Origin of the sequence: Streptomyces sp. yr375, assembly GCF_900110755.1 — a bacterium.
In the GTDB taxonomy this organism is placed as follows: Bacteria; Actinomycetota; Actinomycetes; order Streptomycetales; family Streptomycetaceae; genus Streptomyces.
In genome coordinates this window covers 169554-190639 of record NZ_FOFF01000011.1, presented here as the reverse complement: position 1 = coordinate 190639, position 21086 = coordinate 169554, and the positions used below count along the sequence as shown (strand labels likewise).

Here is a 21086-nt window from a genome sequence, read left to right as displayed (position 1 = left end):
CATCAACGTTGTAGCCCCCGGTCGGATCCTGGCAGAGAGCTCGGGTTGTTCTGCATCTCCAGTACCGCGCTCGCAGCCTGACCACCACACCAATGGTGTCCGGCAAAGCGGAACAAGCTCAGTTGAGAAGGTTAAGCGGGGACGACTATGGTTTTCCGTTGCGTGGGCGGGCGGCAAGGATCGCGACGTCGTCCTCGTATGCACCGTTCGCGAGGCCGGCCATGAGTGTGTCGATCATGTCGTCGAGGGGACTGTCTGCTGGCAGGCTCACGGTCTCGAGCGCCTGCACCGAGGTGTCGATGTCTGTGTCGCGTCTTTCTACCAGGCCGTCGGTGTAGAGCAGCAGTGTGGTGCCGCGGTCCATTCGTGCGGTGAGCGGTTCGTAGCCGCCGAGTCCGGTGCCGATGGGTGGGCCGGCCGGGAGCCACAGGACTTTGATGCTGCCGTCCGGCTGCAGGGCGGCGGGTGGCAGATGCCCGGCGCTGGCCATCGTGCAGGTGCCCGCTCCGGGATCCATGACGGCGAGCAGACAGGTGGCGAGGCGGTCGAGGCCGAGGTGTGCGACCTGGCGGTCGAACTCGCCGAGGATCTTGTCGACGCCTGCGCCGGAAGCGGCAATGGTGCGCAGCAGGGAGCGGTACTGGCTCATGGCGACAGCGGCCTGGAAGCCGTGGCCCATCACATCGCCCATGACCAGCAAGGTGCGGGAGTCCGGCAGGGGAATCGAGTCGTACCAGTCCCCACCGACGAGGACGCTGCGGCCGGAAGGGAGGTAGCGGGCGGCCACTTCCACAGCGGGGTGGGGGGTTCGGGGTTCGGACAGCAGGGCTCGCTGGAGTTCCAGCGCCATGGTGTGTTCGTGGCTGTAGCGGCGTGCGCTGTCGATCGAGAGGGCGGCTCGGCCGGCCAGTGCCTGGAGTGTGGCGAGGTCGTTGTCGTCAAAGGGCTGCGATGCGCCGGCCCGGCCCAGAATGACGACGCCGACCGGGCGGCCTGCCGTGGTCAGCGGGGTGATGAGAAGCGAGTGGATGCCGGCCGCACGGAAGAGCCTGGTCCGTTCGGGGGTCACGGTCACCTTCTGGAACAGTTCGTCCGAGGCCAGGTTGCCCAGCCACGGCCGCCCGCTGTCCAGGCAATGCCGGGTTGCGACGCCACGGGGAACGTCGACGTACGGTCCTGGTCCGCCCATCTGGTGCAGCACCCATTCCATCCCGGGGAGTGCGGAGCCTCCAGCCTTGCGCAGCCGCAGGAGGCCGGGAGGCGGTGGCGGAGCACCGGTGAAGTCGTCTTCGACGATTCCCACCACGGCCATGTCGGCGAGCGAGGGGGCCAGGAAGTCGACCAGCTCCTGGCACGTGGTTTCGATGTCGAGTGTCGTTCCGACGCGCGCGGCTGCGGCGTCCAGCAGAGCAAGCCGCTGATGTGCGGTCTCCAGGTCGTTCACGTAACGACGCAGACTGCTGATCTCCACACCGATCCCGCACAGCCGCGCATCCTGTCCCGGTAGATCCACCCGGTGGTAGACCGCTCGCCAGAGCCTCTGCCCCAGTGGTGAGGCGACCTCTGTCGTTCCTGCGATGGTTGCCTCCCGGGGTTGCCCGTCTGCGAGTACCTGGAACAGGACGTCGTCCGGGCTCTGGAGGTCCGGCAGGACCTCCTCCAGCGTTCGTCCCAGGAATGCGGTGGCGGGCACGCCGCTGACCCGGACCCATGCCGGGTTGACGTACAGATGGCGCAGCTGAGCGTCGAGAACGACGATGGGGGCCAAGGTGCCCTCTACAAGCTGACGCGCCGGAAGGCCATCACCCTCCGGAAGAGGCCACTGCGGCATGGGGCCCTCACCGTTCACAGGTTTCCTCTCGCTGTCTTCGCCGGAGCCCATGCATACCCCGTCGGTGAAGGCACCTCTCGCATTGAGGCTGGGCGCATGAACTATCGGTTTCGCCGGAACGAACCCCACCAGCGTTCCGAACCGGCATTGGCCCGCGACAGGGCAGACAGAAGCGCCTCCGGGGCACGCTCCGGGATTTGCCATGCCCCGGAGAGCACGAAGGTCCGCTGACGCGCGCGCTTTGCCATCAGTGAGAGGCACCATCAGGGCCCGGATTGCGCTGCGAACTGCTCAGCCTCCGCTGCGAGAGGTCGGCCCGGGACGGTCGACCGCCTGTCCGCCACACTGCCGCGTAGGCCAACCGACGGAATTTGCTGCCTGCTGAAACGCAGCCGTCGCCGGGTGAGGCTCCCGCGTAGAGGCATGGAGATGCCTGGTGAACCGCGGTACGACGACGTCGTCAGTTCGGGTGGCCGCGGCCGGTTCCCAGAGGGAGACCGGCCAGTGGTGCAGACCTCGAGAGTGGTGAGGAAGACGCTCAGCTTGTCCTACCGTTCTGGCGTGGGCCCGCGCCAGAACGGTAGGACAAGCTGAGGGGCACGGGGGCGCGCCCTGCGACGGACGAACCCTCGGCCCTGACCGCCGAGTTACGCCTGGGCTGCGGCCCGCAGGGTACAGAATCGATCCAGGCCGGACCACCTGAGTTCACCGTCCTGTGCGGCTTTTCCGATGAGCCGCACAGGGCGGTTCGATCTTCATGCCCGCGGGGCGGCCTCTGAGCTCACCAGGCAGGAAGTCCCGGTCGGCGTGCGCGCACAAGTCCCGTACCCACTCCCCCGGGTCCAGCGGAATTGTCAGCAGTGCACCGCGCACGTCGGCGGTGGCGGCGCCGTCCTCCATGCGCCATGCCTCCGCGTTGTACGAGGGGAAGCCGAGGTCCAGGGCCGCGTCGGAACCCGGTTCCCAATACCTCTCTTGCGCGGCAGTGTCCATCAGGAGGAGCCCTTGCGGCCCGAAGTCGAGGACCGCCTCGATCTCCGACTCCACTAGCCGCTGACCTGTTCGGCGACCGGTCCCGACGTCCCACAGATCCACCCCACCCGGCGTCGTCACCGCAGCCAGCCGCGTGCCGTCCTGGTTGAACGCCACCGCCCGGCCGAATCTGCCGCCTCCAAGACCCGGGCCGAGCTTCAGTTCGTGCCCCACCGGCGTGCCGTCGGCCAGGTTCCAGACCCGCACATTGCCTTCCGCCAGTACTGCCGCACGGTCGGGATGACCTGGTACCCGTTCCAGTACACAGGCCGTGGCACAGTCCCGTGCGGCATTGGGCACCGGTTCACCGACCCTCTTGGCCGTTCGCGCGTCGAAGCGTTCGAGGCTGCCGTCGCTGAGAACCGCCACGATGTCCCCGCCCAGCGGCTCGACGCCGTGTACGGTGCCCGCGTTCCTGACCAGGCCCAGCCGACGCCTGGCGTCCAACCCAGGCGTGCGATAGCGCCACACGCCGGATGTCTCCCAGGCCACGGCATACGCGCCGGAGTCGGTGAAACGAGCGTCCCCGAAACCCTCGGGGTCCGCATCGGGAGACACGGCGCGTCGGGTCGGTTCTCCGCCTCCCGACGCCGAGGCCAGCAGCAGGCCTCCGTCCGGCGCCGTCATGAGCCGCTGCTGGCCGTGCCGGTCCCGCACCTCGGCCCAGCCCGCCGCGGAGAACCTCTGGGCCGGCGTGCCGGTGGGCTCAGGTGCCAGGACCAGGAGGTCCGAGCCGACCGGCAGGAGCAGCTTGATCCTTCCCTTCCCATCCGGGACCACGACACTCGACCGGAGTTCCGACCCCGTCTCGTCCACGGGGACCGCCGCCCAGTAGTAGCTGTCGCCGCGCAATGACGCGATCGTCAGGAAGTTGCTGTTCACTCCCAGTCCCGCCGCAGAGTCGATACCGTCGATCACGTATCCGCCTGTCAGATCCGCGCCTCCGCTCTCCACGCCGTGCACCGAGTGCAGCCGCTTCCCGTTCATGGGGTTCACCACGTCGCCGAGGTTGCCGTCCGCGTCGGACAGCAGCACTCGTCCGTCACGCAACGCCTCGAAGGCTCCTTTGATCGGCTCGCTCCGGGACTTTCCTCCACTCAGGGGCACGAGCAGTGCTTGGCTGTCGTCGACGTCCTGGTACGGATTGCCGACTACAATGGCGTGCTCACCGTCGGACGCCAGCCGGGCCTGGCCCACACCGGACCAGTCAGGCAGCCACACGGGGTCTGCCACCGCCGAGGATCCTTCCGAGGTGTCCCACAACACGGCCCTCGCATCACGCGCGTCGTTCTCGTACAGCAGCAAAAGCCGGCCGTCGGTACGGAAGTCGATGCTGGAGGCCTGGGCGAAACCACCGTGGCGAGAGGGGGCGCGGAGGGTGAATCCGGCATACGAACCCTGACAGCCCGTGGGGCGGACCACGATGCGCCCGTCGTCGAATGAGGCCGCCAGCAGACAGCCGTCGTCGCGGAGTCGGACGTCGGCCGGCGATCCCGGCAGGGTGACCTCCGTGCGCCGGAACGTCCCGTCGATCCAGTCTCGCCACACGGACACCTGTCCCGCGTCCGAGGCGGTGGCCACCGTGCGGCCGTCCTCGCTGGAGGTGAATGACGAGAGCCTCCCGGTCCAGGCGGCGTCACGTTGTTCGACCACCGTCCGCATCGACAGGTACCGTTTGAGCAGTGCCTGTCGTGCCTCAGTCGTATCGGCGTTGTTCATGGCCGCCAGGGCGAGCTGGAGCGAGGTGGACGGCGACTTGCCAGCGAGCGCTTCCGATCTCTTGGCCAGCACCTGCGAGGCCTGCTGCCACAGGTGTCGCTTCGAGCGCTCATTGCTGAGGCCGAACTGCACCGCCAGCACAACGGAGATGACGGACAGAAGGGCCAACGCGGCGGTCGCCGCTCGCCACCGGCGCAACCCGCGGCGACGATGGTGCACTGCCGCCGCGATGAACTCCCGCTCCGACGCGGACACATCTGCGGGACTGCGCTCGAGCCAGTGCAGAGCCGTCTCCAGGGCGACGCCGTGCAGCAGAAGCCCCCGGTCACGGCCGTCCCCGGCCCAGCGCGCCCGCTGTTCACGCACCTGTTCCTGCCAGCCGCGGAACTCGCGGGAGTCCTCCAACCAGTGTCCCAACTGCTCCCACTGCCGGGTCAGGGCCTCATGCGCCAGGTCGGCGATGGGTTCACCGTCCGAGCCCACAGTGATGCGCAGGAAGCGGGTGCGTACGGCGAGGGACTCGGCGGCGGCGCGGAGCGGGGTGGGCAGTTGCGCAAGGCGTGCCGGGACGCGGGTGAACCCCCCTGACGGATGTGGGCGTGCCAGTTGCACGAAGAGGCGTCGCACCGGCCCTTCACCGTGGACCGCGACGACTTCGCCGACTCGCCTCTCGCCATGGGCGGAGAGGGCTCCGGCGACACCGCCGAGCGCGGCGTAGCCCTCGTGCGTCAAGGTCCCGCCGCCGCGTTCGAGCTGTTCCGACGCCCAGAGTTCGGTGACCGCGAACTCGACCATGGGTAACTGGCCGGGTTCGCCCTCGACGTCCGTCGCGATGCGTTCGGCCAGACCGGGCTCGAGTTGCAGGCCGGGAACACGGGTCGCCGGCCCCTCGATGACCCGGAGGAGCTGGGCAGGGGACAGGGGCGCGACGAGTTGTGCGCAGTCGCTGAGCACAGCGGCCGTGCCCGGGTCGGCCAGCTCGTCCAGGGAGGCCGATCTCAGTGTCGCCAGGACCCTGATTCTGCGGCCCTCCGCGGTCGCGGACGCGGTGGCGATGACGAGAGCCAGGAGGGCGCGTGCGCAACGCGGTTCGGAGGCGACGATTTCCTCAAGCTGGTTGAGGAAGAGGACATGCCCTCGTGGCCCGCAGTGGTTCAGCAGCCGCGTCCCAAGCGCCTCGGCAGTCGGCCCGCCGTCCGTGTCAAGAACGTCAGCCAAGGTCACGGCGTCGCATTCGGCGTCGGCGGCGCCCAGACCCGGCTCCAGAAGCGGGGTGAGCGCCCTGGCGACGGTGAGGGACGGACGAGTGCCGGGCAGCGGGCGGATCTCCGAGATGGTGTAACCGAGCGCGCGCAGCCGAGGGACGACCCCGGCACGGACAAGGGATGTCTTGCCGCTGCCCGACGGTCCCACCACGGGCACGACGAGGTGACGGTCGACCGCGTCCAGCAGCCGCTCCACGTCGTTCTCACGGCCAAAGAAGTACTCCTCGTCCTCCTCCCTGAAGGCGTCCAGCCCCTGGTACGGGCATCGGCGCAGACCAGGCCGGAGTTCGAGGAGCGCGGCGGCGGGGATGAGGTAGGAGGCGCCGGAGCGGTCCGTGGCGACGGTCATGCCGACCACACCACCCACCTCCTCGTCCCACACCGGAGCCCCGCTGCAGCCAGGTGCGATGCGGTGGGTCGCGCCGTCCCCCTCCATGGAGATCCAGCCGGCAGCGACAGCGCCGCGCAACCGTCCGCCGATCCAGGCGCCGTGCTCGGCAGAGGCAGGAAATCCCAGAAGGCGGAAGCGGTGTTCCCAGACGTCGTCCGCTCCGGCGAGCGGCACCGGACGGACGTCCGGCAGCCGCCCGGGAAGTTCCAACAGAGCGATGTCTCCGCTGCCGTCCACATCCACCGGCCGCCAGGCGGTGATCCGGGACGGATACCTCGAAGAACCGCGCTGCAAGGGGAACTCGACCAGAACGGAGCCCGTCGGCGGCGACAGCGCCCTCTCGTCGCTCCCGAGCGCCTGCGCCACCACGTGAGCGCACGTGGCAACCGTGTCCGGCGCGATGAGAAACCCAGTGCCGACCGGAGTTCCCTCTGCGGTGCACAGCCGGGCCACTGCTGAGCCGAAGGCGGGAAGGGGGCCGCCGGGCCGACGCCCGCTGTCCTCGGCAGCTGTCACGGCTGCCGCGTTTTCCAGGTGGCGGTCACGGCGAAGTTCGCCTCGGTCGTGCCGCGCGCCACGACGACACCCGCTTCCGCCGTGAGTTTGACCCCGAACTCGACTGTCACGGACTCGGGGGCGGTCGCCAGTCCCCGAGTCGCCGTCACCACCGCGACAAGCGCGGGACCAACCCTTGTCAACGCCTGCTGAAGGGTGTCCGACGCACCTCGGGCGATGTCGGCGCGTCGCCCGACCCGGTCGATGCCCGTGCTATCCACGTCCGAGACCTCGAGCAGTACGACGTGCCCATCGTCCAGCAGCATTTCGCCCACGTACGCCACCCTGCGTTCCCCTTATGTCCGTTGCGCCCCGCATGAGACGTACGCCCAGACCTATTGCAGATGCTCACGCTCCGCGGTCGCAAGCGGCATCGCGGAACACCGCCCATGGGAGGGGAATTGGCCGCAAGCCGGTTCCGACGAGCCTCCCTGCGTGCCAGCGATGTGGGCCCCTCCACACCCTGCTCTAGCAGGTCAATGCCAAATTGACGCTCCTTCCGCACAGATGCGGCAGCACTCCCGGGCGGCCTCGACGTCCCCCGCCTCCAAGGCCCACCCGATGCCGCCCGGGCCTACCGTGCGGCCGGTCCACCTCGACGGCCACCTCCACTGGGGCGCAGCAGCGTTGAACGCGAAAGCCGGAGACCGACACTTCCCCCGAGTCCTGGAGAACATGCGCCGTACGGCGGAGCTGCACGACGGCCTTCCCCGCAGCCCCATGGCGCGCAGGGAAGGCAGACGTCTACCGCCCCGCCAGCGTGACCGTCTTCCTTCATTGGAGGAGTGACCGGCCGGCTCCCAAGCTCGCTGGACAGGTAAGGACGGTAAAGCCGAGTGGGTACGGGCGAGGCTGGCTACTGACCCGTTCAACCTTAGGAGGGACGACTCGACCCAGCTGGGTGCTCACGTTGACAACAAGATCTCCACCCCGCACGCGCAGGGATGACACGCCCGCAGAGGCGGACTTCAAAGGCAGCCTGCACGTCCGTGCCGAAGCGTTAGCCATCGATCACGGGCTCTCTTCAGGTGGCGAGGGCCTGGATCCGCCCCTTCGTGAACGGCACCCAAGACTGGCCCCCCATCCCCACCGGTCGACCTCGCCCCGTAAAATGGGAGAACCTGCAGGTCAAACAGGGTCCACTATCGGAATTCCCATTTCAATGTCCTGCAATTTCTCATCTGACGTCACGTCATTTTCTCACCAGCCGCCCCTCTTAATTCTGCCGAGGACCTTCAAATGAGCACGTCAGATTAGGTGCGGCAGCCTAGGGACACGGGATATCGAGATGAGAGTTCATCGGACATCGAAATGAGACTCAGCAGGCACGAAGGACCAGCTCGCGATGGACGGCCCGCACGTTGCCCTTCCACAGCGCCAACAGCCCACGGACTTCGGGCGTGACCGTGAACGTCGCACCGGCCCTGGGCGGGGCACCAGGGCTGGCGGCCGCGGCCTCATCCCTCTCAGCCGCGGCCAGCCACCGCCACACCGTGCGCTCCGCCACCCCCAACGCGTCTGCAGCCACCCGCACATGGCCTGCCGTCAGCTTCTTCCCCGCCCTCAGTGCGAGCAGCCGCCGCACCGCCGGACCACGCAGTGCCGTCCTCGACGCCGCGGGCAATCCGCCGCCTGTACGGACGGCGTCACCGTCCTCCATGTCAGTTCCCCTCGCGCGGTGGGACGTCGTGTGCGTGCCGGATGCCGAGCGCCTGCAATTGCCAGGAACGCTTGGTTCACAGCGGCGGTGCGACCCTCCTGGACAGCCGCCTCAGCAAAGCCCGGTCGACGGCCGCGTCAGCGGTGGTGAGCAGCGCGTTCTGCAGGTGGGCAGTCAGAGCGGCCCACATGCGGAACGTGCCGTGGGCGCACGACTGGTCGATCCACGCCAGATCCGGGGCCGGGACGGTGCTCCACAGCGGATGAAAGCCGGTCACCACGGCCGGCACTTCCGCTGCGGCCAGGCGCGGAACCTCCTGCCACGCGCCGACCCTTGATGCCAGCTGCGGCAGCCGGGCCAGCGCCCGCTCGCTGCCCGACCCGCACAGCACCAGAGTGATCCTCGTGCCGGGGTCGTCCCACAGGCTCTGCAGGTACTCCAGGCACGGCACAGGGAGGCGCTGCGCCTCGTCGACCACCAGCACCCGCGCCTCCCTCAGAGCCCCCGCGACCGCGGCGTCAGCCAGCGCCGACGTGTGCGGGAAACGGCCCGGCAGCGCCAAAGCATCGAACACCGTCCGCCTCATGCCGGACACCGACGGGCGCACTCGCACCGGCACCCACGTCACTCTCCAGCCCGGCGGGACCTCGTGGAGCGCCATCCGCACGGCCGCGGTCTTGCCCCGGCCCGGGGCACCGAACACACACACCGCGCCCTCCGTCGCCATGGCCTGCCCGACCGCCTCGGCCACCGCCCGCACCGACGACGTCCGCACCAGCTGTGCTCCCGCCGGCAGCGCCACACCCGCCACCGCACCACCCTCCCCCGCCGACAGGCCCGCGGACGCCGCCGGCACGGGGTGCGGCGGCCGGCATGCCGCCGCCTTCTTCACGCCGCCCTCACGCGTCCCGGCCAGAGCGAGGTCAGCCAGCGCCTGCCGTGTCCGCTGCTCTTCCCGCTCCCGCCGCACCACCACACGGTCCGGCAAGACCCTGCCGGCCTCCAGGTCCCGCCGCACCACCCGGTACAGCGACGCCAGCGACGGCACCTCTCCCCCGGCATCCTTCAAATGCCGGTGCAGCACCGACACGTTCCCGCCCGCCTGCGCCAGCACCTCCCACGCCTGGTCGGACAACTCCAGCCGGGCCCGCGGCCTGCGCTCCACACGGCCTTCCGTCCGCACCGCGTCCAGCCAGCGCCACACCGTGCGCACATTCACCCCACCGACCTGGGCGCCCGCCCGCACGTGCGCCGTGGTCAACGCCCCGGCCGCCTCAAGCTCGAGCAGCCGCGCGACCAGCACCGGCCTGGACACCATCAGCCCCGCCGTGACCTCACCCCACACGCCCGGCTCCCCCACCCCACACCCTTCCGACGCGCAAACCCGACGCCGACCACCGTGCCGCCGCCCGGCCCTCGAAGAATCAGAAGTGCCGTTCCCATGACAGCGGTGCCCGTTCCAGATACCGCCCCATGACACTGACGCCCCACACCCAACACCCCACCACCAGCTAAAACACCCCGACCTGACATGCCGTCACTGACACTCACCCACTGACACCAACCCGGCACATCGCAGTCAGCCGGTCGATCGCCTCCCTGCCATGAGGAGCGTCGACCGTCCCGGGCGGGATGAGGGTGCGCCGCCGACCGCCCAACTACCCTTCCCTGTACGGCACTTCCCGCTCCACCACCTCGAACAGCGCGTGCAACAGTGCCTCGTCCCGAGTGGTCCCGCACGCCAGAGATCCGGGCTCCACTGCGACCGCTCGCTGCACCCGGTGCCGGACCAGATCGGCCGGCAGCAGCGTCTTCTCCCCGCTCACCGTGCCCGTGCCGGGCGTTCACTCACGCCCTTGCCCTGGGATGTGCTCAGGTGAGGGAGGGAAGCGGGGCGGATCGCCGACCGGACCGGGAGACCGACTCCGTTGCCCCTTCTACGCCGCGGATCCCGCGTGCAACCGCCTGGAGTTCCTCCAGGCGCGGTAAGCGGTCACGGTCGCCTTGGCGAACCAGCCCGCGAAGGCGAGGGGGATGAGCGGGGAGAGAGCGCGGCCCAGCCGGTTCCAGCCGCCCTGGTCCACCGGCACCCAAGACCCCCACGGCTCCTTGGCCACTTCCACGGGCGCGCCGAAGACGGGCGCGGAGGAGAAGCCGGTCGCCGTGATCCGGCGTATGCCGCCGCCGGATGCCTGCGCCGGGTCCACGAAGCCCTTGCAATCGAGGTCGGGATGACCGCCGCCCCGGGATGTCGTGGCCGGCGCGGACGCTTCGCAGTCCGTGACCCGCATGGTCACCTGATGCCCGACCAGCCCCAGACGTCCGAGGGTTGAGACGGCCAGGTAGACGGCGACACCGAAGAGGGAAAGGGCGATCACACCGCAGAGGACAGTCCCCAAGACCTGCTTCCGCCCCATGCGCACCGTGGTCTGCTTGCTCACCGTCCAATCGTACGAACCCACCACTGGGACACCGGCAACGCCCCTACGCCTTCCCGTACCCTCCAGCCGCCGGGACAGCGGGCTTCAAGTACGCGGGATCTCTCCCCGTGTCCAACACCGGCCCCGGCGAGCTGAGCACGGAACTGACGCGTCCCGCTCCCTCGCCGACGACCTCGGTGTCCGCCTCCGCGCCGCCGACCTGAGTGCCACCCGCCACTCCCTCAGTCTCCAACGCGCCCGGGCCACAGCATCGCGCTGCGCGCCGAAGCCCCTCGGCCCACCGACCAGGCCATGGGCCACCCAGCAGCTCCCCCTCGGCGCAGGAGACGACAATCCCCTCGCGATCGAGGCCGTCGCCAATCGCGCACGTACCCGCTACGGGCACCAAGTGATCTACCCCGCCGCCTTCGCCATCCCCTCGCTCCCCTGTCAGCCCGGCAGCCGGACCTCGGTTGCCCTCCGGGAGGGGCGCGTATGGACGACTCGCGACATACACACGACAGCGGCCGACGACGGTGGCGGGGCTGCGCAGGACCGCTCGGTGTTTGTCGGTCTGGTGTATCGGCCGTTATGGGCGGCCGAGGAGTTGGGTGCCTGCTGTGTTGTCGGAGTGGGCGGTGAAGTAGTCGGTGAAGGCCTGGACGAACTCGCTTTCGGTGATGCGGCCGTCGCCGTCGTGGTCGAGCTGGCGGAAGCCGTGGTTGAGTTCGGCGGGGTGGACCCGGGAGCCGCCGAAGATCGTGCGGTACTCGTCGGCGCACAGGTGTCCGCTGCCGTCGGTGTCCACAGCCTTGAAGACCGCCCGCACCGCGACATGCAGTCCCTCCTCGAGATAGGCCGGCCCGGCGTCGATCCCCGCGAGTACGGCGGTGACGAACTCCTCGCAGGTCACCTGTCCGTCCTCGTCGGCGTCCATGCCGGTCCGCAACTGCTGCCACCAGGTCTCGAAGGCGGCGTAGACGGGGGCTTCGCGTTCAGCGGGGAGTTCGAGCGGCCAGCACACGTTGTGCGCCATGGCCTGCAGATCGGCCGAGCCGATGCGGCCGTCGCCGGTCTGGTCCAGGACCTGGCGGAAGAAGGTCCGCAGACGCGCCGGGCGGGAATCGACATCCTTGCGGCGACGTGGCGCGGGAAGCCGGACGGAGCTCGCCTCCGGTGCGGCGGGATGATCGCCGGAGGCGGTGGGAGGCTGTGGAGTCGACGGGGCGGCGGACGGTGGGGTGCGGTAGCGGCGGTGCTCGGGCAGCGTGTTCATCAGCACGCGCATACCGCGGTGCAGGATCAACGACAGCAGGGCCGCGCGGCGGGTGCGGGGCAGGCCGAAGCGCTCGCGGAAGGCCGGCGGCAGGTCCGCGACGGTCAGCTCAGCGATCAGGTGGGCGACTACCGTGCGCACCAGCGGCCAGGCCGGCTTCAGGCGGCCCAGGCGGCGGGGTGCGGGAGCTTCCCGGAGGATGTCGAAGAGCAGGTAGCGCACGGGTTCGCTGTATTCGAGGCGCTCGCGGATCGTGCGGTCCATGTACGCGGGCACGTCGGCGGCCGTGACCGGGAACAGGTCGTCCGGCAGGCCGAACTCGGCACACACCGCACGGAATTCTCCGTACAACTGATCCAGTTCGGGCGGCGCCAGCGGGCGTCCCGACAACTCCCGCATCGCCGTCATGCACTCGTACAAGGTGACCAGCACCCACACCCGCACCGCCGGGTCCGACGCTGTGAACGGCCTGCCCTGGTCGTCCGTCCCCGCCAGACGGCGGTGCGTGCGCTCCAGACGGGCGACCTCGCGGCGCAGCCCTTCACGGTCGGAGAAGAACAGCCGCTTGCCGCTGTCCATCGTGTGCTCGATACGCCGCCACGGGTGCGCGCGGTAGGTGGAGAAGTCGCGCATGCCGGCGGCGACCGCCGGGTCCGCGGTCTGCAGAACCAGCAGCCGCCACGCCACCAACCCGATCCGCCACTCCCCCAGCGTGCGGCGCAGCAGTGAATCAGGACCAGGCAGATCAGCGGTAGCCAAGGGGACGTCTCCTCAAGCATGTGCACAGGAAGGGGCCGGGGACGACCGGAAAAGGGATCATCCGGCTATCCGCCCAGCCCAACGGCCGTACCGGAATCCAGGAGCGGCCAGGTTCCCGAGTTCACCCGTACGGGAAACGCCTCAGGGCTCGCTTGCGCGAAGTGCCCGCAGTGCGTCGGCGTCGCCGGACAAACACGCCCGGGGACACGGCCGGACCCGCCGGGTGCTGCCCAGCCCCGTAGTCACACGAAGGCTGGACGGCGTTGCAGCCTCTACCGCAGGAGGACGATCAGCAGTCGGATAAATGGCGTAGTTGTGGCAAATATGTTCGCAGGGTGAGCTGAAGATCGCTAGCTTCCTCTCGACCTTGTCCGTGCCGGGAAGGACCTCTGTGAACGCATCCCGTCGAAGAGCCGTGGCCGCTGTGGCCGCAGCCGTGCTCTCGATACCGCTCCTGCTGGGCTCCGCCCCGCCCGTCGCCGCTCGCAAGGGCGACCCGGGCAGGGAGGCCGCCAGGCTCTCGAAGGCGCTCGTGCGCGAGGCGTCCGCCAAGGGGGCCTTCAAGTACCTGCGGAAGTTCCAGCAGTTAGCCGATTCCACGGGCGGCGACCGCGTCGCCGGCTCGCCGGGGCACGACGCGTCGGCCGCCTACGTCCACAAGTTGTTGCGGAAGGCCGGCTACCGCGTCTCGTACCAGAAGTTCGACTTCGTCTACACGCAGACGCAGGCCGAGAGGCTCTCGGTCCTCTCGCCCGCACCCGCGGACGTCCAGATCAGGGCGCTGACGTACACCAAGTCGACGCCGGTGGGCGGCATCACGGCGAGCGTGGCCGCCGTGCCCGTCGACGCCGACGGCACCACCGGCTGCGAGCCCGGGGACTACGCCGCCGGCGGCTTCGCCGGCAAGATCGCCCTGATCAGGCGGGGCGGCTGTTCCTTCGCCGCCAAGCAGGAGCAGGCCGCCGCGGCGGGCGCGGTCGGCGCCGTCATCTACAACAACATCGACGCCGGCTACGGCCCCCTGTCCGGCACCCTCAGCGACCCGGCCAACGCCAAAATCCCCACCGGCGGGATCAGCAAGGCCGACGGCGAGAAGCTCGCCGCGGACGCCGCCCGGGGGCCGGTGAGCATCTCCTTCGAGATCCGCCAGTTCCAGGAGCCGCGCTCCACGAACAACGTCATCGCCGAGACCCCGGGCGGCGACCCCGCCCACACCGTGATGTTCGGCGCGCAACTGGACACCGTGCCCGGGAGCCCCGGCATCAACGACGACGGCTCCGGCTCCGCCGCCCTGCTCGACGTCGCGCTGAAACTCGCCAAGAAGGAGAAACACCCGCACAACAAGGTGCGCTTCGCCTGGTGGTCGGCCACCGAGAGCGGCCTCGTCGGCTCCGACTACTACGTCGCGCACCTCACGCCGGCCGCGCGGCAGGACGTCAAGCTCTACCTCCACTTCGAGATGATCGCGTCCCCGAACTACGGCCTGTTCGTCCTGGACGGCGACGGCTCGGACGGCGCCAACACCCAGACCGTCCCCGACGGCTCCGCCCAACTCGAGCGCGACATCACCCAGTTCCTCGGCCACCGGCGGCTGCCGTACGAAGGCACACCGTTCGTCAGCCGCTTCGACTACGCCCCGTTCGTCGACGCCGGCATCCCCTCCGGCGGCACATTCAGCGGCGCGGAAGCCATCAAGACACCTGCCCAGGCCGCCGAGTTCGGAGGGACGGCGGGCGTCGCGTTCGACGTCAACTACCAGACGGCCCGCGACACCCTCGAGAACATCAACATGACGGCACTCGGCATCAACAGCGACGTCATCGCCAACGCCGTGGGCGCCTACGCACACGACCTCAGCTCCCTCGACACCCTCAACACTTTTGGCTCCCACGGTTCCCACGGCTCGGCCGACGACAGCCCGCGCGACAGCCGGGGTCTCACCGGATGACCCGGCCCAGAGCCGTGCGGTCGGTCTTGCCGTTGCGGTTGACCGGGAGGGAGTCCAGGCGGGTGAGATGGGCCGGGACCATGTAGGCGGGCAGTCGTCCGCGCAAGGCCTCGTGGAGTGAGCGCGCCGAGGCCCCGGTACCGGTGACAGCGGCGGCGAGCTCCACGCTCCCGTCCGCTGCCGGCAGCGCCAGGACCGCCGCGTCCACCACCCCGGGCAGCGCGCGCAGCGCCGCCTCGACCTCGCCGAGCTCGACCCGGTAACCGTGCACCTGGACCTGCTGGTCCACCCGCCCGAGGTGGACCAGCGGGACGCCGGGCACGGCGGCGCCGTCTGCGCCGTCCTCCCGGAGCGGGGCCACGCGGTCGCCGGTGCGGTACCAGTGAGCGTCCGTCAGGGCGCCGGCGGCGGGGTCGTACGGGCTGCCGTCGGGGGCGAGGAAACGGCCCGTGTCGTCCGCCGGGTCGAGATAGCCGGGGAAGCGCTGCGGGCCGCGCACGCACAGTTCGCCCTCGCGCATGCGCGCTTCGAGGCCCGGGTGCAGCGGGCCGATGGGGACGGTGCCGTTGGGCGGCGCGGGCCAGTCCTCGGGAGCGGCGGGCAGGCGGTACGAGGTGCAGGTCACCGTCAGTTCCGTGGGGCCGTAGGCGTTCTCGATGGCGCTCGACGGGGCGGCGGCGTGCCAGGCGCTCGCCTGTCGGAGCGTCAGGGGCTCGCCGCAGAACATGCTCCTGCGCAGGCCCGGCATGCTGCCCGGCTTGAGGGCGCGCAGCCGGTGGGCGATGGAGATCACGGACGGGACCGAGTTCCAGTGCGTCAGCCCGCGCCGGTTGACGAACCGTACGGGAGTCAGCAGGTCGCCGCTCGTGGCAGCCACCAGCGTGGCGCCCGTACCCCAGGCCGCGTACATGTCGAGGACCGACGGGTCGAAGGTGAGGGCGAAGGTCTGCGACACGCGGGCGCCCGGGCCCGCCTCGTGGCGCGGGACGGCGTGCGCGAGGTAGGCGCACACGTTGCGGTGCCGTACCGGAACGCCCTTCGGGACGCCTGTCGAGCCCGAGGTGAACAGGATGTAGGCCAGGTCGTCGGGGCCCGCCTGCGGCGCGGGGAGCGCGGGGCGCGGGGCGGCGGCCAGCGCGGGCAGGTCCGTGTCGGTGAGGGTGAGGGCGGGGGCGGGGGCGGGGAGGCGGTCGAGGTGGTCGCAGGTGCCGTCACTGACGATCGCGTCGAGCCCCGCCGCCCGCGCGATCGCGGCGTTGCGGCCGGGTGGGAAAGAGGGGCCCAGGGGGACCACCGTGGCGCCCAGCCGCTGGACGGCGAGATACGCGACGTAGGCGACCGCCGTGCGCTCGGCCGCCAGGCCCACCCGTGTCACCCGCTCCGAGCGCCCCGCGCGGCTCGCACGCCGGGTGCCCGGTGCGCCCGCCGGGCGGAGCGTCGCCAGCAGCCGGGCCGCCAGGCGGTCGGCGAGGCCCGACAGTTCGTCGTACGTCAGGTGCACGGCGCCGATCTCCAGCGCCGGGCGGTCACCGTGCGCGGCGGCCGTGACCGCGAACCAGTCGTGCAGCGTGCGCCGTCGAGCAGCCGTCCCGTGAACCGTCATGTCCGCCGATCGCCCTTTCCCGTGGTGAAGATCCAAGATCCATCTGTGCGTGGTGCTGTGGTGCCGGTCTGCCCGGCTCCCGCCGGTCGGTCGGAAGTCACGTCCGTCGTCTGGCGAAGGCACAGCTCAGCGGGATCGCCGAGTGTTCGCGCAGGGCGACCCAGCGGTAGTCGCCCCAGCGGCCCGCGCGGGCGCCCGGCGGTACGTCGATCGACCAGGGCCGGCCCCGCAGGCCCTCCCCGCAGGCCTTGGCGCATGCCTCCTGGGCCGTCCACACCCACGCCACCTCGCGGGCGGCCCCCGCCGCGGTCAGTTCCGTCAGGTCCCGCGCGTGCTCTCCCAGCAGCCTGCGCGCCAGCGTCGCGGAGACCGTCTCGGGCGGCTGCTGTACGTCCACGCCCAGCTCTCGGCCGACCGCGACGGCCGCCGCCACCGTGCCCCCGCTGTGCGAGACGCTGACGCCCACCTCCGAGCACTCGCGCAGGCGGGGCTTGCCCCCCGCGTCCGTGACGACGTCCCGCCCGGCCAGCCGGGGGCGGACCGCCGTCAGCAGCTCACGCAGCAGACCACGGCCGGCCAGGAACTCCGCGGCCCGCCCTTCGGGCAGGGCGGCGGCCCGCAGCCGGTCGCCGCGGTGGCCGCTCGGCGCGAGCAGGGCGACGGTCGACGTGACCACCCACACCTCGTCCGCCACCATCACCGGCACCGTCACGAGTTCCCTCGCGCGTTCCCTCACGGGTTCCCTCTTGGCAGTGTGCCCGGGCGGGTCAGCGCGTCCAGCAGGCGTCCGGCGTGGTCCGCCACCGTGTCGAGGACCACCTCTGTCGCGCCCCCGCCGATCCCGAACAGCGCCGCCTGGGCGCGGACTTCCTGGATGCCGCCGGTGGCGAACCCGGCCGAGCCCCACCACTGCGCGCACTCGCCCAGTACGTCGGTGACGGTGGCGCCGGCCGCGGCCTTCAGGGTGGCGGCCGCCGACGCGTCGTAGCGGACCGCCACCGCCTCGCTGCGGCACTCCGCGAGCGCCTGGAGTTCCTGGACGCGCACCAGGCACCGCGCGAAGCGCTGGCGTACGTGGTCGAGGTCCCACAGGGTTCCCGTGCCGTGCGCGCGGCCGGACAGCCGCCGGTGCGTGTCCGCCAGGACCCGGCGGCACAACGCGACACCCCACAACGCCCCGGCGAGCCGCTCCCCCGCGATGTGGCGGGCGAAGAGCGGCAGGCCCAGGCCCACCCGGCCCACCACGTGCTCCCGGCTCAGGGCCACGGCGTCGAACTCCGCGTGGCCGACGCCCGAGTCCGCGAACAGCGCGGACGGCGCGGGCCGTACCGTGACACCGGGCGCGTCCGCGGGCACCAGGACCCAGGTGAAGTCGGTGAAGTGACGGCCAGGGCGGTGGCGGGCCAGCACCAGGAACGACGCGGCCGTGGTGGCGTTGGCGATCCACTGCTTCTCCCCCGACACCCACACCCCGGCTACCTCCCCGTCCCCGTCCTCGTTTCCGTCCCCGGCGAGCCGCACCTCTGTGCGCAGGCCGGTCAGGTCGGTGCCCGCCGTCACGTCGGTCGCCGCCAGCGCCACGGTCGTACGGCCCGACAACGCACCCGACAGCGCCGCCTCCACCACCGGACCGCCGCCCGCCGCCAACACCGGCAGTGCCGTTGCCAGTTGGACACTCGCCGAGAGCGTGGCCGCGACGGAGAAACGGGCGTCCAGCGCGCTGAGGACGTCCGCGAGACCGTCGGGGTCCAGACCCGCCCGTACCGAGCCGTCGCGGTAGGCCCGGGAGATTCCTCCCCCGGCCCTCCCGGCACCCCCGGCTCCGAGTGCGGCCCAGACCTCGGCGCCGCTCGCGCCGCCGGGCAGCGCGTCGAGCGCGGCGAAGACGCCGTCCGGTGTGTCCGGCCGCACCGCCGCCTCAAGCCCCTTCGGCTCAGGCAAAGCTCACCCCCTGGTCGCGCAGGGCCAGCCTGCCGTCCGCCAGATGCAGCCGGTCGTTGCTGTAGTTCAGGGCCGCCGAGCGCAGGTCGCGCAGGGCCTGTTCGAGGCGGGTGGGCGAGTCCTTGAGGTAGCCGTGGCGCAGGCCGACCGCGTCGACGAGGCCGTCCACCGCCGCGAGGCACTCCTCCGACGCCGTGATCTTCAGGGAGTTCAGCAGGAGCTGCCGCGCGGGCACCGACAGATCCTCGCCCGACTCCATCACCTCCAGCGCCCGCCACAGCAGCGCGTGCACCACGTCCAGGCGCTGGCGCGCCCGCGAGATCCGGGTCAGCAGCAGCTCCGAGCCGACGTCGAAGCGACCGCGGCCCTCCCGGCCGCGGATCATCCGCAGCACCCGCGACAGCGCACCCGCCGCCGTCCCGAGCCACACCGCGGACCAGCCCAGGTGGGCCAGCGGCGCGAACACCCTCCCGGCGATCTCGTGGAACCGCCCGTGCTCGCCGACCACTTGATACTCCGGCACACTGCCGGTCAGCCGCAACGGCAGACTGTGGCTCGCCCGCATCCCCAGCGGCTGCCAGTCGCCGGAGCCGGTCACCTCCACCTGGTCACGGTCGGCGTAGACCAACGACACCTCGTGCTCGGCCGCCTCCCCCGCGCTGCGCATCGTGATGAGGAAGCCGTCGGCGTGCATCCCGCCGGTGACGATCGGCGCGAACCGGTCGATCTCCAGCCGCTCCCCCGAGCGCGAGCCCGAGCGCTCCAACTGCGTCTGCGCGGACAGCAGATGACCGCCCTTGCCCGCCTCCGTCGTCACCGAGGCGAGGTAGACCTCGCCGCTCGCGACGCGCGGCAGCAACTCCTTGCGCAGCCGCTCGTCGGCGTGCCCCACCACGGCCGCCGCCTGCTGGCAGTGCATCGCGAAGATCATGCCGGCCGACGTGTCGCTGCGCCCGAGGGTCTGCGCCGCCTCCACCATGTCCCGCACGGTGCCGCCGAGACCGCCGTACTCGACAGGAACCAGCAGGCCCAGCAGGCGGGTGCGGCGCAGCGCCGCCAGCGCCTCCAGCGGGAACACCGCGTCCCGGTCGGTGCGTACCCGGTGCTTATCGACGACGCGGACGACGTCGGCGAGCCGGTCGGTGAGGTCCAGGAGCGCGGTCATGGCGTCGCCTCGCCGCCGGGTGCGTCCGACAGTTGTGTCGCGATCGCCCGCCACAGGTTTCCCGCGGTCGCGAACGTCGTGTCGTTGAGCTCCTCGTCCGGCAGGGAGATGCCGAACGTGTCCTCGATCGAGAAGAGCAGCTCGATGGCCTGCATGGAGTCGACGCCCAGCTTGCGCAGCTCGGTGTCCGGGGTGATGACGGCGGCGTCGCTGCCGCCGTCGCCGTCGCTGCCTGCGAGCTTGAGAGAAGAGCGCAGCAATTCGATGAAACGGGGGTCCACAAAGGGTCCCTTCTGGTCAGGAGAGGATGCGGCAGAGGTCGTCGACGCGGCGCAGGTTCTCGGGGATCAGCCGGTCGGGGTCCAGTTCGCGTTCCAGTGCGGTCTCGACGGCCTCGATGATCTCGACCAGTCGGAAGGAGCTGAACGAGGGGAAGGAGTCGAAGGCCGCCCCCGCGAGCAGGTCTGCCTCGGGCACCCTGAGGACGGCTCCCGCGACGGCGGCCACCCGTCGGCGCAGGGTCTCGTCGGCGGTGGATCGCGGCGCTGTCGAGGTAAGGGCGGGGGCGGGGGCGGGCGCTTCGGCACCGAAGACTGTACGGTCCGCTGCCAGCGCCTCCCGCAGCCGGTCCACCACGCCCGCCGGCTCGGCACGGCCGCGCGACACCCGGCGGTGGGCCAGGTAGGTCAGCTCGACCACCTTGTCCCACGCCCGCAACTGCCTTTCCTCGGCCTCGGTTTGCTCATCGCGACCCGTGAAGAGCGCCCGGTACTTGGTGTGCAGCTTGCGGGCGCGCGCCAACAGCCAGGTCTCCGCGGCGAGTTGCTCCAGGGCGCGGGCACGGTCGAAATGCTTCTGATATGCCGTCAGGTACGACTCGACCGCGTCGGCGTCCAGTGTCGACGCGGGCGGGAGGCCGGACAGGGGCGCGAGGTCGGCCGGCTCCAGCGTGATGACCTCGGCCGACGTGATCCGGGCCAGTTCCTCCCGCGCCAGCACCCAGGTGCCGGGTACGGCAGGCCCCCACTGGGTGTCGATGCGGTACGCGTCCGTGACGTGCCAGCCGTCCGGTCCCGCCGCGAGCAGGAAGCTGTGCTCCATGTGGGCATGGTCGTAGTAGGGCAGCCAGGGCAGGTCGTAGGCGTCCGCGACGACGTAGTGCGTCCCGCCCCGCTCGGTCGGGGAGGCGAACATCCTGTCGCCGGGCAGCCGCTCGCGGCGCGTGACGCGAAGGCCCAACTGGTCGGCTGCCATGGCCAGTTGGGACGCCAGCGGTGGGTCGGCCGTGGGCAGGCCGTCCGCCAGCGGCCACCAGGCGAACCGGAGCTGCGCGCCGAGCCGCAGGTGCGTGCCCGGCCCGTGGACGTGATCGGCGAGCACGGCCAGGTTGACCTGGATGCAGTCGAGCAGACCCGTGTGGACCGAGGCGAGCGCGTACTGCTCCGGTGCGGCGACACCGGTCGTGTCGGCCATGTCACTCGTGTCGTTCGTGTCGGATGTCTCGGCCATGTCGTTCACCCT

Annotated in this window: 14 protein-coding genes and 1 pseudogene; 1 reads left to right on the top strand and 14 read right to left on the bottom strand. The window is 70.9% G+C overall.

Features of this window, described 5'->3' with window-relative positions; translation table 11 throughout:
- Positions 1-145 precede the first annotated feature (145 nt).
- From BMZ82_RS14870 to BMZ82_RS14835, 8 genes and pseudogenes are all read right to left on the bottom strand, one after another.
- Complete coding sequence (locus BMZ82_RS14870; protein ID WP_256251921.1) at positions 146-1831, bottom strand: SpoIIE family protein phosphatase; 1686 nt, start codon at positions 1829-1831, stop codon at positions 146-148.
- Between the two features lie 705 nt (positions 1832-2536).
- Positions 2537-6691, bottom strand: coding sequence for an nSTAND1 domain-containing NTPase (locus BMZ82_RS14865; protein ID WP_256251929.1), 4155 nt, complete (start codon positions 6689-6691; stop codon positions 2537-2539).
- A gap of 59 nt (positions 6692-6750) precedes the next feature.
- A complete protein-coding gene (locus tag BMZ82_RS14860) occupies positions 6751-7059 on the bottom strand; it encodes a CU044_2847 family protein (protein WP_093775756.1) in 309 nt (102 codons plus the stop codon).
- 1052 nt (positions 7060-8111) lie between these two features.
- A complete protein-coding gene (locus BMZ82_RS14855) occupies positions 8112-8453 on the bottom strand; it encodes a helix-turn-helix domain-containing protein (protein WP_256251920.1) in 342 nt (113 codons plus the stop codon).
- Positions 8454-8529: 76 nt separating this feature from the next.
- Positions 8530-9798, bottom strand: a complete 1269-nt coding sequence (locus BMZ82_RS14850; protein WP_256251919.1) for an AAA family ATPase — start codon at positions 9796-9798, stop codon at positions 8530-8532.
- 313 nt (positions 9799-10111) lie between these two features.
- Positions 10112-10285 (bottom strand): annotated as a pseudogene (locus BMZ82_RS41795) (YcaO-like family protein); the annotation flags it as partial.
- 105 nt (positions 10286-10390) lie between these two features.
- A complete protein-coding gene (locus tag BMZ82_RS14840; RefSeq protein ID WP_143098864.1) occupies positions 10391-10894 on the bottom strand; it encodes a hypothetical protein in 504 nt (167 codons plus the stop codon).
- Positions 10895-11462: 568 nt separating this feature from the next.
- Positions 11463-12908 carry an oxygenase MpaB family protein gene (locus tag BMZ82_RS14835; RefSeq protein WP_093775700.1) on the bottom strand — a complete coding sequence of 482 codons (1446 nt, stop codon included), beginning with the start codon at positions 12906-12908 and terminating at the stop codon, positions 11463-11465.
- Between the two features lie 415 nt (positions 12909-13323).
- Between BMZ82_RS14835 and BMZ82_RS14830 the strand changes: the two genes are divergently transcribed.
- Positions 13324-14856, top strand: coding sequence for a M28 family peptidase (locus BMZ82_RS14830; RefSeq protein WP_093775698.1), 1533 nt, complete (start codon positions 13324-13326; stop codon positions 14854-14856).
- On the opposite strand, the gene BMZ82_RS14825 is transcribed toward BMZ82_RS14830, so the two are convergent.
- From BMZ82_RS14825 to BMZ82_RS14800, 6 genes are all read right to left on the bottom strand, one after another.
- Positions 14846-16459, bottom strand: coding sequence for an AMP-binding protein (locus tag BMZ82_RS14825; RefSeq protein WP_093775696.1), 1614 nt, complete (start codon positions 16457-16459; stop codon positions 14846-14848). The two genes, BMZ82_RS14830 and BMZ82_RS14825, sit on opposite strands and share 11 nt — an antisense overlap.
- A 97-nt stretch (positions 16460-16556) precedes the next feature.
- The gene (locus BMZ82_RS14820) at positions 16557-17195 is read right to left on the bottom strand and encodes a 4'-phosphopantetheinyl transferase family protein (protein WP_218159030.1); all 639 of its coding nucleotides are present in this window, start codon (positions 17193-17195) and stop codon (positions 16557-16559) included.
- Entirely contained in the window at positions 17192-18400 is a 1209-nt protein-coding gene (locus tag BMZ82_RS14815) for an acyl-CoA dehydrogenase family protein (RefSeq protein WP_093775694.1), read from the bottom strand. The genes BMZ82_RS14820 and BMZ82_RS14815 overlap by 4 nt, the downstream gene beginning before the upstream one ends.
- Positions 18393-19565, bottom strand: a complete 1173-nt coding sequence (locus BMZ82_RS14810) for an acyl-CoA dehydrogenase family protein (protein ID WP_093775692.1) — start codon at positions 19563-19565, stop codon at positions 18393-18395. Before BMZ82_RS14810 ends, BMZ82_RS14815 begins: the two co-directional genes overlap by 8 nt.
- On the bottom strand, positions 19562-19846 hold the full coding sequence (locus tag BMZ82_RS14805) for an acyl carrier protein (protein ID WP_093775690.1): 285 nt from the start codon (positions 19844-19846) through the stop codon (positions 19562-19564). Before BMZ82_RS14805 ends, BMZ82_RS14810 begins: the two co-directional genes overlap by 4 nt.
- A gap of 16 nt (positions 19847-19862) precedes the next feature.
- On the bottom strand, positions 19863-21074 hold the full coding sequence (locus tag BMZ82_RS14800) for a hypothetical protein (RefSeq protein WP_143098863.1): 1212 nt from the start codon (positions 21072-21074) through the stop codon (positions 19863-19865).
- Between the last annotated feature and the right edge of the window lie 12 nt (positions 21075-21086).